This is a genomic window from Mycobacterium sp. NGS62 (genome assembly GCF_059812285.1).
Window position 1 is genome coordinate 25,413 of the sequence record NZ_JCALCK010000010.1, and the last position, 16,177, is coordinate 41,589.

At 66.9% G+C, this 16,177-nt stretch carries 14 protein-coding genes; 8 read left to right on the forward strand and 6 right to left on the reverse strand.

All coding sequences use genetic code 11. From position 1 onward, the window contains the following. Positions 1 to 3 precede the first annotated feature (3 nt). Genes rplT through infC form a run of 3 tightly spaced genes read right to left on the reverse strand, consistent with a single transcriptional unit; the run spans position 4 to position 1,235 of the window. Positions 4 to 393: a 50S ribosomal protein L20 gene (gene rplT / locus AC5Y49_RS19555; protein ID WP_499890007.1), complete on the reverse strand. Its 390-nt coding sequence runs from the start codon at positions 391 to 393 to the stop codon at positions 4 to 6. Positions 394 to 425: 32 nt separating this feature from the next. Beyond that, positions 426 to 620 (reverse strand): 50S ribosomal protein L35, encoded by a 195-nt coding sequence (gene rpmI / locus AC5Y49_RS19560; RefSeq protein WP_499890008.1) that lies wholly within the window; start codon positions 618 to 620, stop codon positions 426 to 428. Positions 621 to 638: 18 nt separating this feature from the next. Further along, positions 639 to 1,235, reverse strand: a complete 597-nt coding sequence (gene infC, locus AC5Y49_RS19565; protein WP_499890244.1) for a translation initiation factor IF-3 — start codon at positions 1,233 to 1,235, stop codon at positions 639 to 641. A 339-nt stretch (positions 1,236 to 1,574) separates the two neighbouring features. Here infC and lysX point away from each other — a divergent pair, with 339 nt between their 5' ends. Genes lysX through AC5Y49_RS19590 form a run of 5 tightly spaced genes read left to right on the forward strand, consistent with a single transcriptional unit; the run spans position 1,575 to position 8,220 of the window. Further along, the gene (gene lysX, locus AC5Y49_RS19570) at positions 1,575 to 4,898 is read left to right on the forward strand and encodes a bifunctional lysylphosphatidylglycerol synthetase/lysine--tRNA ligase LysX (protein WP_499890010.1); all 3,324 of its coding nucleotides are present in this window, start codon (positions 1,575 to 1,577) and stop codon (positions 4,896 to 4,898) included. Between the two features lie 52 nt (positions 4,899 to 4,950). Then, on the forward strand, positions 4,951 to 6,384 hold the full coding sequence (locus tag AC5Y49_RS19575) for an alpha/beta hydrolase (RefSeq protein ID WP_499890012.1): 1,434 nt from the start codon (positions 4,951 to 4,953) through the stop codon (positions 6,382 to 6,384). A 9-nt stretch (positions 6,385 to 6,393) separates the two neighbouring features. Next, on the forward strand, positions 6,394 to 6,810 hold the full coding sequence (locus tag AC5Y49_RS19580) for a DUF6653 family protein (protein WP_499890014.1): 417 nt from the start codon (positions 6,394 to 6,396) through the stop codon (positions 6,808 to 6,810). 9 nt (positions 6,811 to 6,819) lie between these two features. Beyond that, positions 6,820 to 7,035 (forward strand): hypothetical protein, encoded by a 216-nt coding sequence (locus AC5Y49_RS19585; RefSeq protein ID WP_499890015.1) that lies wholly within the window; start codon positions 6,820 to 6,822, stop codon positions 7,033 to 7,035. Continuing rightward, a complete protein-coding gene (locus tag AC5Y49_RS19590) occupies positions 7,036 to 8,220 on the forward strand; it encodes a winged helix DNA-binding domain-containing protein (protein ID WP_499890017.1) in 1,185 nt (394 codons plus the stop codon). Here AC5Y49_RS19590 and uvrA read toward each other — a convergent pair. After that, positions 8,217 to 11,117, reverse strand: coding sequence for an excinuclease ABC subunit UvrA (gene uvrA / locus AC5Y49_RS19595; RefSeq protein ID WP_499890019.1), 2,901 nt, complete (start codon positions 11,115 to 11,117; stop codon positions 8,217 to 8,219). The genes AC5Y49_RS19590 and uvrA overlap by 4 nt on opposite strands. A gap of 92 nt (positions 11,118 to 11,209) precedes the next feature. On the opposite strand from uvrA, the gene AC5Y49_RS19600 reads away from it, so the two are divergent. Genes AC5Y49_RS19600 through lnt form a run of 3 tightly spaced genes read left to right on the forward strand, consistent with a single transcriptional unit; the run spans position 11,210 to position 14,900 of the window. Continuing rightward, the gene (locus AC5Y49_RS19600) at positions 11,210 to 11,887 is read left to right on the forward strand and encodes an MBL fold metallo-hydrolase (protein WP_499890021.1); all 678 of its coding nucleotides are present in this window, start codon (positions 11,210 to 11,212) and stop codon (positions 11,885 to 11,887) included. Between the two features lie 41 nt (positions 11,888 to 11,928). Beyond that, entirely contained in the window at positions 11,929 to 13,440 is a 1,512-nt protein-coding gene (locus tag AC5Y49_RS19605) for an Hsp70 family protein (protein ID WP_499890023.1), read from the forward strand. Beyond that, complete coding sequence (gene lnt / locus AC5Y49_RS19610; RefSeq protein ID WP_499890025.1) at positions 13,437 to 14,900, forward strand: apolipoprotein N-acyltransferase; 1,464 nt, start codon at positions 13,437 to 13,439, stop codon at positions 14,898 to 14,900. Before AC5Y49_RS19605 ends, lnt begins: the two co-directional genes overlap by 4 nt. 6 nt (positions 14,901 to 14,906) lie before the next feature. Here lnt and AC5Y49_RS19615 read toward each other — a convergent pair whose 3' ends face one another. Both AC5Y49_RS19615 and AC5Y49_RS19620 read right to left on the reverse strand, forming a co-directional pair. Continuing rightward, the gene (locus AC5Y49_RS19615; RefSeq protein WP_499890027.1) at positions 14,907 to 15,383 is read right to left on the reverse strand and encodes a nuclear transport factor 2 family protein; all 477 of its coding nucleotides are present in this window, start codon (positions 15,381 to 15,383) and stop codon (positions 14,907 to 14,909) included. Then, positions 15,380 to 16,168 carry an SDR family NAD(P)-dependent oxidoreductase gene (locus AC5Y49_RS19620; protein ID WP_499890028.1) on the reverse strand — a complete coding sequence of 263 codons (789 nt, stop codon included), beginning with the start codon at positions 16,166 to 16,168 and terminating at the stop codon, positions 15,380 to 15,382. Before AC5Y49_RS19620 ends, AC5Y49_RS19615 begins: the two co-directional genes overlap by 4 nt. Positions 16,169 to 16,177 lie beyond the last annotated feature (9 nt).

The following is a 16,177-nucleotide window of genomic DNA, read 5'->3' on the forward strand; positions in this document are numbered from 1 at the left end:
AGCTCAGGCAGCCTCTCCGGAGGGCGCGTTGACGTCTTCGGGCAGTGCGGCCCGGGCGACATCGACCAGGGCGGCAAACGCCGCAGCATCGCTCACCGCGATTTCGGCGAGATTCTTGCGGTCGACCTCGACACCGGCGGCCTTGAGTCCCTGGATCAACCGGTTGTAGGTGATGTCGTTGGCTCGGGCTGCCGCGTTGATCCGCGCGATCCACAGCTTGCGGAACTCGCCCTTGCGTGCGCGACGGTCACGGTAGGCGTAGTTCAGTGAATGCAGTTGCTGTTCTTTGGCTTTGCGGTATAGCCGGGAGCGCTGACCGCGATAACCTCGCGAAGCCTTCAGGATGGTGCGCCGCTTCTTCTGGGCGTTGACTGCCCGCTTCACGCGTGCCATGGGGTGTTCCTATCGTCGGGTGGTTGGGCTGGTCAGCCGTTCAGCATCTTGTTGACCCGCTTGGTGTCGTGGGCCGACACGGCGGTGCGCCCTTCCAGGCGGCGGGTGCGAGTGGACGGCTTGTGCTCGAGCAGATGCCGGCGATTTGCTTTCTGACGCAGGATCTTCCCGGTACCGGTACGCCGGAACCGCTTGGAAGCCCCGCTGTGGGTCTTGGCCTTGGGCATGTGTCCTCAGTTCTGCTGTTAGTTCGATGGAGTTTCGGCGTCGTCACCGTGTGCGGGGCCGGCGGGTTCGCCGGCTTGCTGCGCCGCCCTGGCGCGAGTCTTCGCGCCGCGGTGCGGTGCCAGCACCATGGTCATGTTGCGTCCGTCCTGCTTGGCCGACGTCTCGACGAATCCGTAGTCGGCGACGTCGGCGCCCAACCGTTGCAGCAGCCGGTAACCCAGCTCGGGTCGCGACTGCTCACGTCCGCGGAACATGATGGTGACCTTGACCTTCGACCCGGCCTCCAGGAATCGGACGACGTGGCCCTTCTTGGTTTCATAGTCGTGATCGTCGATCTTGGGTCGCAGCTTCTGTTCCTTGACGACGGTCTGCTGCTGGTTCTTGCGAGACTCGCGCGCCTTCTGCGCCGCCTCGTATTTGAACTTGCCGTAGTCCATGATCTTGCAGACCGGCGGTCTGGCGTTCGGTGCGACTTCGACGAGGTCGAGATCGGCGTCGGCGGCGACGCGCAGTGCATCTTCGATACGCACGATGCCTACCTGCTCCCCTCCCGGGCCGATTAAACGGACTTCAGGTACGCGAATGCGCTCGTTGACGCGGGTCTCAGTGCTGATGGGGCCTCCTGGGCTCGATGGATAGTTTTCCGGTAGCGGCCGGCCGGTGTCGGAGATCCAGCGGTAGAAATACCACGCCATCAGCGAAAAAGCCCTGCGTAAGCAGGGCCCGTGCCGACCGGTCGCGGATCGAGCCGCCTGCGTCGCTCGCAGAACAGGCACCCTCGGGATGCCGGTGACCGGACCGTTGAGCCGGTCTGGCCAACGGTGGGAGTGGGACTCCACTTGCTGTCCCTGGCCTTCGCCGGGACGGTCGCGCAGGCAAGTCTAGCAGTGCTGATGCTATGGCCGGTCGCGTACTCAGGCGATTCGCGGTCTGAGGGCATATCCTCGCGGTCTGTGACACTTGTTGCGCCCCGCTCCGGGCGCCTTTCCGCCTCGCGCTATCACTGGGTTCCTGCCGCAGCCGGTTGGACCGTCGGGGTTATCGCGACGTTGTCGCTGCTGGCCAGTGTGTCGCCGTTGGTCCGCTGGGTCATCAAAGTGCCGCGAGAATTCATCAACGACTATCTGTTCAACTTCCCCGACACCAGCTTCGCCTGGTCGTTCGTATTGGCGCTGCTTGCGGCGGCTCTGACCGCACGCAAACGTATCGCCTGGTGGATCCTGGTCGGAAACCTGCTGGTTGCCGCCGCGATCAACGGCCTGGAACTGGCGCAGGGCAGCGATAGCGCGCTGCAGGTGTTCGGCGAGAGCCTCGGGCTCGCCCTGCATGTGGCGGCGGTCGTAGTTCTGGTGCTGGCCTATCGCGAATTTTGGGCCAAAGTTCGGCGCGGGGCGCTATACAAGTCGGCCGCGGCCCTCATCGCGGGGTGGGTGCTCGGGATTGCGCTGTCGTGGGGACTGGTCGAGTTGTTTCCGGGGTCGCTGCACCGCGGCGACCGGCTCCTCTATGTAGCGGACCGGGTGGTCGGCTTTGCGCTGGCCGGGCAGGCGTCGTTTGCGGGGAAACCACATCTTTTCCTCAACGATCTGTTCGGCCTCTTGGGCGCACTCGCACTGATCGTGGCAGCGATCGTGCTGTTTCAGTCCCAACGCGCCGAGAGCGCGCTGACCGGCGAGGACGAATCGGCCATCCGCGGGCTGCTGGAACTGTACGGAAACAACGATTCGCTGGGCTATTTCGCGACGCGCCGCGACAAGTCGGTGATCTTCGCGCCCAGCGGTCGCGCCGCGATCACCTATCGCGTCGAGGTCGGCGTCTGCCTGGCCAGCGGCGACCCGGTGGGCGACCCGAGGGCATGGCCGCAAGCCATTGGCGCGTGGTTGCAGCTGTGCCAGGCCTACGGGTGGGCCCCTGGGGTCATGGGCGCCAGTTCTCAAGGGGCTAAAGCTTTTCGGGAAGCGGGACTCAACGCTCTGGAATTGGGTGACGAAGCCATCCTGCATACCGCGGAATTCAAGTTGTCCGGCCCCGATATGCGCGCAGTGCGCCAAGCGGTGACCCGAGCCCGCCGGGCGGGGTTGTCGGTACGCATCCGCCGGCACCGCGACATCGCAGGCGACGAGATGGCACAGCTGATCACCAGCGCGGATGCGTGGCGCGACACCGAGACCGAGCGCGGGTTTTCGATGGCGCTGGGTCGTCTCGGTGACCCCGCCGACGGCGATTGCCTGTTGGTCGAGGCGCTGCATGGCGACAGCGACGTAGTGGCGATGCTGTCGTTGGTGCCCTGGGGGCAAACCGGAGTCTCGCTGGACCTGATGCGTCGCTCACCGCAATCACCCAACGGCACCATCGAACTCATGGTCAGCGATCTCGCGCTGAATGCCGAACGCCTTGGCATCAACCGTATTTCGTTGAACTTCGCGATGTTCCGTTCGGCGTTCGAGCAGGGCGCTCAGCTCGGCGCCGGCCCGGTAGCCCGGTTGTGGCGGGGATTACTGGTGTTCTTCTCACGCTGGTGGCAGTTGGAGACGCTGTATCGCTCGAACATGAAATACCAGCCGCAGTGGCTACCCCGATACGCCTGCTACGAAGACGCCCGGCTGATTCCGCGGGTGGGTGTCGCGTCGGTGATCGCCGAGGGTTTTCTGGTGCTGCCGTTTTCTCGCCGCAACGAGCAGCACACCGGCCATCGTCCGTCGGTGCCGTCGGTGCTGGTAGAGACCGGGCTGTTGCATCACGATGGGCGGGCTCCCGACGTCTCCGGCTTTCAGCAAGCCGAGGTCTCCGAAACCGAGGACCGTCAAACCCGCCTGCCCGAGCAGATGCGGGTCCGGTTGGCGAAGCTGAAGAAGCTGCAGCACAGCGGGATTGACGCTTATCCCGTCGGGCATCCGCCAACTCACACGATCACGCAGGCACTGGGCAGCGTCGACGACGCGACCGTTTCGGTGGCCGGGCGTGTGCTGCGGATCCGCGACTTCGGCGGCGTGTTGTTCGCCCAGCTGCGCGACTGGTCGGGGGAAATGCAGCTGCTGCTGGATAATTCGGTCCTCGAGCAGAGCCGCACTGCGGATTTCACCAGGGCCATCGACCTGGGCGACCTTGTCGAGGTTACCGGCCACATGGGGCTCAGCAGGACCGGCACCCGGTCGCTGATCGCCACCAGTTGGCGGTTGATCGGTAAATGTCTGCGACCACTGCCGAACAAGTGGACGGGGCTTGCCGACCCGGAAGCCCGAGTGCGCACCCGCTACGTCGACCTGGCGATCAACTCCGAATCGCGTCAGCTCATCACGGCGCGCAGCAGCGTGCTGCGCTCGATCCGGGAGACATTGACAGCCAAGGGATTTCTCGAAGTCGAAACCCCGATTCTGCAGCAGATCCACGGCGGTGCGACTGCCCGACCGTTCGTCACTCATATCAACGCATACGACCTGGACCTGTACCTGCGCATCGCGCCGGAGCTATACCTCAAGCGGTTGTGTGTCGGCGGTGTGGAGCGAGTGTTCGAGCTGGGCCGGGCGTTTCGCAATGAGGGCGTCGACTTCAGCCATAACCCGGAGTTCACCTTGTTGGAGGCCTACCAGGCGCACGCCGACTATTTGGTGTGGGTCGACGGATGCCGGGAACTGATTCAGAACGCCGCGGCAGCCGCCAACGATGCGCCGGTGGTGATGCGACCGCGATCCGACGATGCCGACGGCAGCTTGGAACCGGTCGACATCTCCGGTGTGTGGCCGGTGAAGACCGTGCATGACGCGGTGTCAGAAGCACTCGGTGAGCAAGTCGACAGCGGAACGGATCTGGCCACGCTGCGCAAACTCTGTGATGCCATCGGCATCCCCTACCGCCCCCGCTGGGATGCCGGCGCGGTGGTGCTGGAACTCTACGAGCAGCTCGTCGAGGCACGTACCGAACTGCCGACGTTCTACACGGATTTTCCGACGTCGGTGTCGCCGTTGACCCGTCCGCATCGCAGTAAACCGGGGGTCGCGGAGCGTTGGGATCTGGTGGCGTGGGGCGTCGAGCTGGGGACCGCCTACAGCGAGTTGACCGATCCGCTGGAGCAGCGGCGTCGGTTGCGGGCGCAGTCTCTGCTGGCCGCCGGCGGAGACCCGGAGGCGATGGAGCTCGACGAGGATTTCCTGCAGGCGATGGAGTATGCGATGCCACCCACCGGGGGCCTGGGGATGGGTGTTGACCGGGTGGTCATGCTCGTCACCGGCCGTAGCATCCGCGAGACGTTGCCCTTCCCGCTGGCTAAACCGCGTTGATTTCGACGCGTTTCACAGCCGGCGCTCAGAATCGCAGATCAGAATAGGTCTTGTGTCTGCATCGACGGCGATTGTGGCCGCGCCGCTGCTGGTGGGCCACCACACTTCGCTGATGCATGGCTGGGTTCCGATCACTGTGCAGGCCGTGGCCGCGGTCGCCTTGGTCCTCGCGGTCGGGTGGCGGTCGCGTCGTTGGCGGCTGGTATGGCTTCCAGTGGCGGCTGCCGTCGGAATTGCGGTGACGTGTTGGGCGTACTGGCAGATCGCCGACGACGGCCTGGCCGGCGAACCGGCGCCTCGCACGCTGTGGATGTGGATTGCGTTGACCGGTGTCGCCGCCGCCGTGCTGCTATTGGGCTGGCCGGGCGCGCGCTGGTGGCGACGAGTCGCGTCGGTCGTGGCCGTGCCGTTGTGCCTGGCCAGCTCCGCGCTGGTGCTCAACGAGTGGGTCGGGTACTTCCCCACGGTGCAGACGGCCTGGAACCAGCTCACTGCCGGTCCGCTGCCCGACCAGACCGACGCTGCCACCGTTACCGCAATGGCCGGCAAGGGCGTCCGGCCGCCGCGCGGCAGCGTGGTCCAAGTGACGATTCCCGCCGACGCGTCACATTTCAAGCATCGCGGCGAGCTGGTGTACCTGCCGCCGGCCTGGTTCGCTTCCAACCCTCCCCCGCGATTGCCGGCCGTGATGATGATCGGCGGCGAATTCAACACTCCGGCCGATTGGTTACGGGCCGGCAATGCGGTCAAGACGATCGACGACTTCGCCGCCACCCACGACGGCAACGCGCCGGTGCTGGTGTTCGTCGACTCCGGCGGGGCATTCAACAACGACACCGAATGCGTCAACGGCAGCCGCGGCAATGCCGCTGATCATCTCACTAAAGATGTTGTGCCATACATGGTTTCACGCTTCGGAGTCAGCCCTGAGCGGTCCAACTGGGGCGTCGTGGGCTGGTCGATGGGCGGCACGTGCGCGGTGGACCTGACGGTGATGCACCCGGACATGTTCAGCGCCTTCGTCGATATCGCCGGGGACCTCGTCCCGAACTCGGGTACCAAGGCGCAAACGATTGCCAGACTGTTCGGCGGCAGCGCCCAGGCCTGGGCGACCTTCGATCCGACCACGGTGATCACCAGACACGGGCGCTACAGCGGGGTTTCGGGCTGGTTCGCGATCAACTCGGCCGGTCCGCAGGCGTCGCATACTGTCACGGTGGCCGACACCGGCACCACGGGCACAGACCACCGAGGCGGCACCGCCAAACTCAGCGACACCGCGGCGGCCGCTGATTCGCTGTGCACGCTCGGGCGGGCCCACGGCATCGACTGCGCGGTCGTCGCCCAGCCGGGCAAGCACGATTGGCCGTTCGCCGGCCGGGTATTCACTGCGGCGCTGCCATGGCTGGCCGGCCAACTCGGCACGCCGGGCGTACCGCGCAGTGCGTTGCCGGCCCCGCCAGGACCGCACACCGGCGGCCGATAACCTCGCGTGATGGCATCGATCGCACGCATCCGCCGCGCGATATTCGCGCGGCACTCCAATCCGTGGAGCGCATGGACCCGCTGGGCAAGCACACCGCTGCTCTTGCTGCCGGTCTGGACACGCAAGTGGAGCCACGCCGCAGCGGTCGGGCTGTGGTTCGCAGTCAACCCGGTGGTGTTCCCGGAACCGGTCGACAAGAGCAATTGGGCCACCCGCGCCATGCTGGGCGAGGAGCTGTGGATCACCCGGCGGCCCAAGGACAGCGCCGCCGTCGTGAGCGCCGCGACGTCTGCTGCCACCGTCGTTGCGATCGTCGCCGCACGTCGCCGCCGGATCGCCGCAACCGCAGCGGCAACCGTGGTCGCGATGGCGCTGACGATGGTGTACTGGCAACAGATGGTGCGCTACCTCGACCGCGGCAGGTAACCTGGCGCCATGCCCGACCCGGAATACGATGACTCCGGTACGCCGACGTTCGACTCGGTCCGCGAGAGGATCGAAGCTCGCTACCAAACATCCCTCGGCGCAGCCGAACTGGACGCTGAAAGCGCAGCCGGCCGCAGCGCCGAACAACAGTACCGGGAGCGGGAGCAGGCGGCTGCTGACCGGCTGGCCGAAATCCGCGCATCGATGCGCAAGGACACGCACTGAGTGGTCCGGTCATTCACCAGCGGTGAGCGGCGGAACCGCTTAGCGCGCAGACATTTTCTGTCGAACACCGATTCCGCATCGATTACCGCAATCACCGCCGGACTGGTGGGACTGCATGCCACCGACCCCGCGACGCCGTATCTGTCGCTGTGGGCGCGAAAGCCGGGCTTCGTCACCGACGAACTCGACACGCAGCTGTACCGGAAGCGTTCTTTGGTCAAGCATCTGGCCATGCGTCGCACGCTGTGGCTGGTGAACGCCGGGGACCTGGCGACGGTCCAGCCGGCAGCCAGTGAGCGGGTCGCGGCCAACGAACGTCGCCGACTGATCGCAGATGTGCAAAAGGCCGGTGTAGCGACCGACGGCGAACGCTGGCTGGATAGGGCGGGCGCTGCGGTGCTGCGTTATCTGGACGAGCACCAACACGCCAACAGCGCCGAACTGCGGGCGGCGCTGCCAGAGCTGGCCGGAACCCATGATCCAGCACCCGGAAAGCGTTGGGGCGGACCGGTTCCGCTGGCACCCCGGGTACTGACGGTACTGTCCGTCCGCGGCGATATCGTGCGCGGTCCCAACGACGGCACCTGGACCACGTCGCGTCCGCGATGGACAAGCACCGCCAGTTGGGTCGGCGAGCAGGGCCAGCCGATACCCGTCGACGCTGCGCGCGCCGAACTGACCCGACGGTGGCTGCGCACATTCGGGCCCGCTACCGTCGAGGACATCAAGTGGTGGTTCGGCATCACGTTGACCGCGGTGCGCAAGGCGCTGGCCGAGGTTGGCGCGGTGGCCGTCGACTTGGAGGGCGCACCGGGATACGGGCTGGCCGACGATCTCGAGCCGGAACCCGACGTCGAACCGTGGGGCGCGCTGCTGCCCGGGCTCGACGCCACCATCATGGGTTGGTATCAACGCGGTTGGTATCTGGGCGACCATCGCGGCCAGGTGTTCGACACGAATGGCAACGCCGGCCCCACTGCGTGGTGGAACGGACGCGTGGTCGGCGGCTGGTGCCAGGACGCCGACGCCCGCGTCCAGCTGCAACTGCTCGAAGACCCCGGTGCTGATGGGCGGCGCGCCCTGCAGCAACGGGCCGACGAGCTCACCGGATGGCTCAACGGGATGCGGGTCAGCCCGCGGTTCCCGTCGCCATTGTCCAAGGCGGCTAACGGGACTGGCCGCTAGGCGCTGACCCGGCGCCGCCGTCGTGGCGCTGGAGTGGCCGGCACACCGAGTGTCTCGGCCAAAAACTTGCCGGTATAGCTCTCCGGAACCGCGGCGATGTCCTCGGGCGTTCCCTCGGCCACGACCGTGCCACCCTCGGCGCCGCCCTCGGGGCCCATGTCGATGATCCAGTCCGACGTCTTGATCACATCCAGGTTGTGCTCGATGACGATGACCGTATTGCCTTTGTCGACAAGGCCGTTGATCACGCCCAGTAGTTTGCGGATGTCGTCGAAATGCAACCCGGTGGTCGGCTCATCGAGGATGTAGACGGTGCGCCCGGTGGAACGCTTCTGCAACTCGGAGGCCAGCTTGACTCGCTGCGCCTCGCCGCCGGACAGGGTCGGCGCCGGCTGGCCGAGCCGCACGTAGCCGAGCCCGACGTCCACCAGGGTGCGCAGATAGCGGTGGATCCCGGTGATCGGCTCGAAGAACTCCGCGGCCTCCTCGATGGACATGTCCAGCACCTCGGAGATGGTTTTGCCCTTGTAGTGCACTTCGAGGGTTTCCCGGTTGTAGCGGGCGCCCTGGCACACCTCGCACGGCACGTAGACGTCGGGCAGGAAGTTCATCTCGATCTTGATGGTGCCGTCGCCCGAACACGCTTCGCAGCGGCCGCCTTTGACGTTGAACGAGAACCGTCCGGGTTGGTAGCCGCGGACCTTGGCTTCGGTGGTGGCCGCGAACAGGGTGCGGATCTTGTCGAAGACCCCCGTGTAGGTCGCCGGATTGGAGCGCGGTGTGCGCCCGATCGGCGACTGGTCGACGCGCACCAGCTTGTCGACGTGGTCGAGCCCGGTGACCCGAGTGTGCCGGCCGGGAACCTGCCGGGCGCCGTTGAGCTTATTGGCCAACACCGCGGCCAGGATGTCATTCACCAGCGTCGACTTCCCGGAACCGGAAACTCCGGTCACCGAAGTGAGCACGCCGAGCGGGAAGGCCACGTCGATCTCGCGCAAGTTGTGCTCGCGCGCACCGACGACCGTCAGCCGCCGCCGCTTGTCTACGGGACGCCGGATCGTCGGCGCCTCAATGCTTTCCGCTCCGGACAAGTAGGCGCCGGTGATCGACTTCTTGTTGCGCAGCAACTCTTGGTAGGTCCCGCTGTGCACAATCTGGCCGCCGTGCTCACCGGCGGCCGGGCCGATGTCGACGATCCAGTCGGCATGCGCGATGGTGTCCTGATCGTGTTCGACCACGATCAGCGTGTTACCCAACGCCCGTAACCGGGTGAGGGTTTCGATGAGCCGGCGGTTGTCGCGCTGATGCAGCCCGATCGACGGCTCGTCGAGCACGTACAACACGCCCACCAGCCCGGAGCCGATCTGGGTGGCCAGCCGGATCCGTTGCGCCTCACCGCCGGATAGCGTCGCCGCTGCCCGCGACAGCGACAGGTATTCCAAACCGACGTCGAGCAGAAAGCCCAGCCGCGACTGGATCTCCTTGAGCACCTGCCCCGCGATGGCTTGCTCACGCTGGCCCAGCGTGAGCGCATTCAAGAAGTCCGCGCAGTCGGAGATGGACAATTCGCAGACCTCGGCGATCGATTTCTTGCCGCGATCCCCCGCTGCCAGCGTGACCGCTAGAATTTCCGGCTTCAGCCGCGTGCCGTCGCACTCCGGGCACGGGATGTCGCGCATGAAGCCCTCGTAGCGCTCCTTCATCATCTCGGACTCGGTCTGGTCCATCTTGCGCTGCAGGAACGCCAGCACGCCTTCGAAGTCGGCGTAGTAGGAGCGGGTGCGACCGTAGCGGTTGCGGTAGCGCACGTGCACCTGCTCGTCGCAGCCTTCCAGAATCGCCTTGCGCGCCTTGGCCGGTAGCTTCCGCCACGGGGTGTCGACGTCGAAGCCCATGGTGTCGCCGAGGCCGGCCATCATCCGGGTGAAGTACTCCGCGGTGTGGCCCATCGACCACGGCGCCACCGCGCCCTCGGCCAGCGTGAGTTCGGGGTCGGGCACCACCAGGTCGGGGTCGACCTCCTTGCGGATGCCCAGCCCGCTGCACTCCGGGCAGGCGCCGTAGGGCGAGTTGAACGAGAACGACCGCGGCTCCAGGTCGTCAACGGCCAGCGAATGCCCGTTGGGGCACGCCAGCTTTTCGGAGAACCGCTGCTCGCGGTTGTGGGCGTCGTGTTCGTGATCGACAAACTCCAGCACCACGATGCCGTCGGCCAGGTTCAGCGCGGTCTCCACCGAATCGGTGAGCCGCTGCTTCGCGCTGGCTTTGACGGTGAGGCGGTCCACCACCACCTCGATGTCGTGCTTCTCTTGCTTCTTCAGCTTCGGTGGCTCGGTCAGCGGGTGCACCACACCGTCGACTCGGACCCGGCTGTAGCCCTGGGAGTTGAGCTTTTCGAACAGGTCGACGAACTCGCCCTTGCGGGTGCGCACCACCGGGGCCAGCACCTGGAACCGGGTGCCCTCGGGCATCGCCAGCACCTGGTCGACGATTTGCTGCGGGGTTTGGCGGGCGATCCGCTCGCCGCAGACCGGGCAGTGCGGGGTGCCGGCGCGGGCGTAGAGCAGCCGCAGATAGTCGTACACCTCGGTGATCGTGCCGACCGTCGACCGCGGGTTGCGGTTGGTCGACTTCTGGTCAATGGACACCGCCGGTGACAGGCCTTCGATGAAGTCGACGTCGGGCTTGTCCATCTGGCCCAGGAACTGACGCGCATAAGCCGACAGCGACTCCACATAGCGCCGCTGCCCCTCGGCGAAGATCGTGTCGAACGCCAGCGAAGACTTTCCCGAACCGGACAGGCCGGTAAAGACGATCAATGCGTCGCGTGGCAAATCAAGATCAACGCTGCGTAGGTTGTGTTCACGCGCACCCTTGACGATCAGGCGGTCAGCCAACGCGTTCCTTTCCAAACGAGTCATCACACACGTCGTTTTCCATGCTATGTGCCGGCACCGACAAGCAATTCTCGACCAGTACCGTGGCCGGTATGACCACCCTCGACGACAACTACACCGGGCACGTCGAGCCGGGCTCTGCCGCCCGCCGCACCCTGCCGGGCGCGACGATCGTCAAGGCGTCAGTCGGCCCCATGGACAACAACGCTTACCTGGTGACGTGTTCCGAGACCGGGGAAACGCTGCTGATCGACGCTGCCAACGACGCCGAGATCCTGATTGACCTGGTGCGACGCTACGCCCCGAAGGTGTCGCTGATTGTGACCAGCCACCAGCACTTCGACCACTGGCAGGCGCTCGAAACCCTGGCCGAGGCCACCGGCGCACCGACCGCCGCGCACGAGATCGACGCCGATCCGCTGCCGGTCAAACCCGACCGCCTGCTCGCGGGCGGCGACACGGTGCAGATCGGCAAGCTGAGCTTCGACGTCATCCATCTGCGTGGCCATACCCCGGGCTCGATCGCGTTGGCGCTCGGCGGACCCGCGGCTGGCGAGGCCACCCAGCTGTTCACCGGCGACTGCCTGTTCCCCGGCGGAGTCGGCAAGACCTGGCAGCCCGGCGACTTCGACCAGCTGCTCGACGACGTGACTACCCGGGTGTTCGACGTCTACGACGACGCGACAGTCATCTACCCCGGCCACGGCGACGACACCTCGCTCGGCGCCGAGCGGCCCAACCTCGCCGAGTGGCGCGAGCGCGGCTGGTAAAAGCACCGCGAAACGCGCTGCACCGCCTACACTCTGGCGAGATGAGGGTGGGCATCGACTTCGGCACAACGCACACGGTCGCGGCGGTCGTCGACCGGGGCAACTACCCGGTGGCGTCGTTCGACGGCGTGGACACCTGGCCGTCGGTCATCGCCGCCCACGAGTCGGGCGAACTGCGCTTCGGCCTGGACGCCGCCGCGGTGCGCCACGAACCGGGCTGGTCGTTGCTGCGGTCGTTCAAGCGCCTGCTCAACGACGCCGGGCCGCGGACGACGGTGCAGCTGGCCGGGCACAGTCACCGGCTGGCCGATCTGTTCGCGGGATTGCTCGCCCAGTTCAAGAGCGATCTGCAACAACGCTCCAACGTCGACCTGGCCCCCGGCGAGCGGATCGAGGCCGCGGTGAGCGTGCCGGCCAACGCGTCGAGCGCCCAACGGTTTTTGACCCTGGACGCCTTCGCGCAAGCCGGCTTCGAGGTCATCGCTCTGCTCAACGAGCCATCGGCGGCGGGGTTCGAGTATGCGCACCGATATCGCTCCACGATCAGCGCCAAACGCGAGTATGTGCTGATCTACGACCTGGGCGGCGGCACGTTCGACGCGTCGCTGCTGAGGATGACCGGACGGCTCAACGAGGTCGTCACCAGCGAAGGCATCCAACGACTGGGCGGCGACGACTTCGACACGGCGATCCTCAAGCTGGTTCGTCACGGCGCGAAACTCCGGACACTCGACGCCGTCGCGCAGGACCTGCTGCTCGAGGAGTGCGCGGCTCGCAAGGAAGCCGTCGGCCCCAACACCCGCCGCTTTTTGGTCGACCTCGACGCGCTCGGCGAGCCGCCGTTCTCGTGCCCGATCGACGACGTCTATACGGCCTGTTCACCGCTCGTCGCGAAGACCCTCGACGTCCTCGGGCACGTGCTGCACGACGCGCAGTGGTCCGAGGTGGCGGGCATCTACGTGGTGGGCGGAGCCGGCAGCTTCCCACTGATCGCCCGGATGCTGCGCGCCGACCGTAATGAGAAATTCGACGAGAAACGCGTCAAACGCTCACCGCACCCCTTCGCCGCGACGGCGATCGGGCTGGCCGTCTTCCTCGACAAGGAAGCGGGATTCGCGCTCTCCGAACGACTTTCGCGACACTTCGGGGTCTTCCGGGAGGCGCATGCGGGTGCGGACGTCAGCTTCGACCCGATCGTGCCCAAGGGCATGCAACTGCCCACCGACGACCAGCCTCCCCTAGTCGTCACCCGAAGCTACCGGGCAGCGCACAACATCGGGCATTTCCGGTTCGTGGAATGCAGTCGGCTACGCGACGGCCGTCCGGACGGTGACGTGATGCCCTACGACTCGGTCTTCTTCCCGTTCGACCCGGACCTGCACGACGATCAGGACCTCGGACACCGGCCGGTGCGCCGGCGCGATGACGGGCCCGACGTCGAGGAGCGCTACATCGTCACCCCGGGCGGAGCTGTCGAGGTCACCCTGACGACGCAACCGGCCCGGCTGACCCGAACCTTCCGGCTGGCGCGGCACGCCCTCGCCAGCGCGTGAGCTTCCGTCGCCTGCGAGGCTGCGCGGCGGCGTTTCTTCTCGGCGCACTGCCGGCGCTCGCCTTTCCGGCGCCGTCCTGGTGGTGGCTGGCCTGGTTCGGTGTGGTTCCGCTGTTACTCGTCGTGCGGGCGGCACCGACTCCGGCTGGCGGCGCGGTACGGGCGTGGTGCGGCCTGGCCGGGTATGTGCTGGCCACGCAGTACTGGCTGCTGCCGAGCAGCGGTCCGCTGCTGGTGCTGCTGGCCGCGGGGCTCGGTGCGTTGTGGCTGCCGTGGGGCTGGGCCGCCCACCGGCTCTTGTCAACGGCGGCCACGGCGCCTCAACTGCTGGCGGCCATGGTCGTATTGCCCAGCGCCTGGGTGGCGGCCGAGGCGCTGCGGTCGTGGCCCGCTCTGGGCGGCCCGTGGGCCGCGCTGGGCGCGTCGCAGTGGAACCAGCCCGTCACGTTGGCGTCGGCCTCGCTCGGCGGCATGTGGCTGACCGGCTTTTTGGTGGTCGCGGTCAATACCGGCATCGCTGCGGCGATCTTGTACCGGCGGCGCGCCATCCCAGTGGTCGCAGCGGCGCTGGTGTGTGCGGGTGTTGGGCCGACCACCTTCCTGGTCGAAGCGCCGACAGCGGCCAGCCCCACAGTCCCGGTGGCGCTGGTGCAGCCGGGCGTCATCGACGACTCGACCGCCCGGGCGGCGGCCAGTGTGGCGCTCACTCGCACGCTGGTAGGTCAACGGCCGGATGTGGTGGTCTGGGGCGAAAGCAGCGTCGGATTGGATCCCGCAAACCACCCGGACACCATGCACGAGCTGGCGGACCTGTCCCGGCAGGTGGGGGCGGACCTGCTCGTCAACGTCGACGCCCGCGCGCCGACCGGCGGCATCTATAAGTCGTCGGTGCTGATCGGGCCGCACGGGACACTGGGCGTCTACCGCAAAACCCGGCTGGTGCCGTTCGGCGAATACGTGCCGCTGCGCCCGCTGCTGGGGAAGATCACCGGGCACACCAAGGCCGCGGGCGAGGACCGGCTCCGCGGCAGCGACCAGGTAGTGCTGCGCACCGGTGGGCTGGCACTCGGGCCGCTGATCAGTTACGAGGCAGCGTTTCCGGATCTACCCCGCCGCGTGGTGCAACTCGGAGCGCAGTTGTTGGTCTACCAGACTGCGACCTCGACGTTTCAAGGGAGTTGGGCCCAACCGCAGTTGGCCGCGATGGTCGCGGTACGCGCCGCCGAAGTCGGCCGCCCAGCGGTACACGCCGGATTGTCGGGCGACAGCGCCGCATTCGATGCGCGCGGGCGCACACTTGCCTGGTGCCCGTCGAACTACCGCGGCGCGGTGGTTGTCAGTGTTCCGCTCGGCTCGCGCAACACCGCCTACCAGCGGCTGGGTGATTGGGTTCTGGTGCTGGCCTTCGGCGTCGTCGCGGGCACCGGCGGGCTGGCTGTGGTGCGGTCTCGTCGGCACTGAGCCGGTTCAGTGGCGCAGCAATGCGCGCGCCTCCGCCGACCCGTCCAGCGCTCGCGTCGTGCGCTTGACGATCTGCCAGCCCGACACCGCCCGTCGCAGCGTGATGCGGTTGGCTCCGGCCCGCCACACCCGGTAGCCGCTGCCGTCATCGCTGCGACGAATCAGAATCGACTCACACACCGCGACGGCGTCATCGCCGTCGACGTCGACGTGGACCGGGCCCAGGAAGTGTGCCGAACCCCCACGAATCAGTCCTTGATGCGCCGACGAGCGCACCATGTCGGCGACGTCGGCGCGGCTGCGCATGTGCCAGCCTTCGACGTCGTATTCGCCGTCCTCGGCCCATAAGCCGGCCACCGCATCGGCGTCACCGGCGTCGACCAATGGCCCGTAGGAAGCCAGCAGACGGCTGATCGCCAGCTCGTCTTCGACCCGGCGCAGCCGTTGCTCCAGCGCGGCGAGCCGCGCTTCCGGACCGGTCATTTCCCCATCAGCCGCTGCATCGTTCGGTGCGCGCCGAGCACCGCCGCGGCCCGGTCGGGATCATTGCGCATGGCCACGATCTCTTCGTTTCCGCTGACCACGTGCACCGGTCCGCGCGTCAGCCACTCCAGCCCCTCACGCGCGACGTCGGCCGGGTCGGCGACGGCCATGCCGGGAACATCGAAATTCAGGCCCACCCGCTCCATCGCCGGCGTTCGGGTCACACCCAGCACCAGCTCCAGTACGTCGACGCCGTGGTCGCGAAGCTCCAGCCAGAGCCCTTCGGCGAAAACGCGTCCGAATGCCTTGACGCCGCCATAGACGGTGTGCCGTATTGATCCCAGGTAGCCGGCGAGCGATCCGATCAACACGATGCCGCCCCGACGGCGGGCCCGCATCGGCTGTCCGTAGTGGTGAATGAGCGCTAGCGGCGTGGAGAGATTGAGATCGATGACGCGCTGGAACTCCGCCAGGTCGCCGTCGAGAAACTCGCGGCTGTGCGTGTTGGCGCCGGCGTTGAGGATCAACAACCCGACGTCGAGTCCCGCGGTTGCCTCAGCGATGCGGGCGCTGGCTGCGGTGTCACTGAGGTCGGCCGAGACGGTGCGGACCTCGTGGCCGTACTGTCGACAGCGCTGGGCGGTCTCGGTCAACGGATCGGGCTTGCGGGCAACCAACACCAGGTTCAGACCCGCTTCGGCGAGCAGCCGGGCGAATTCGGCGCCGACGCCTTCCGAACCACCCGCGATGACCGCCCACGGCCCGTACTTGGTGGAATCGATCACGAACGCAGG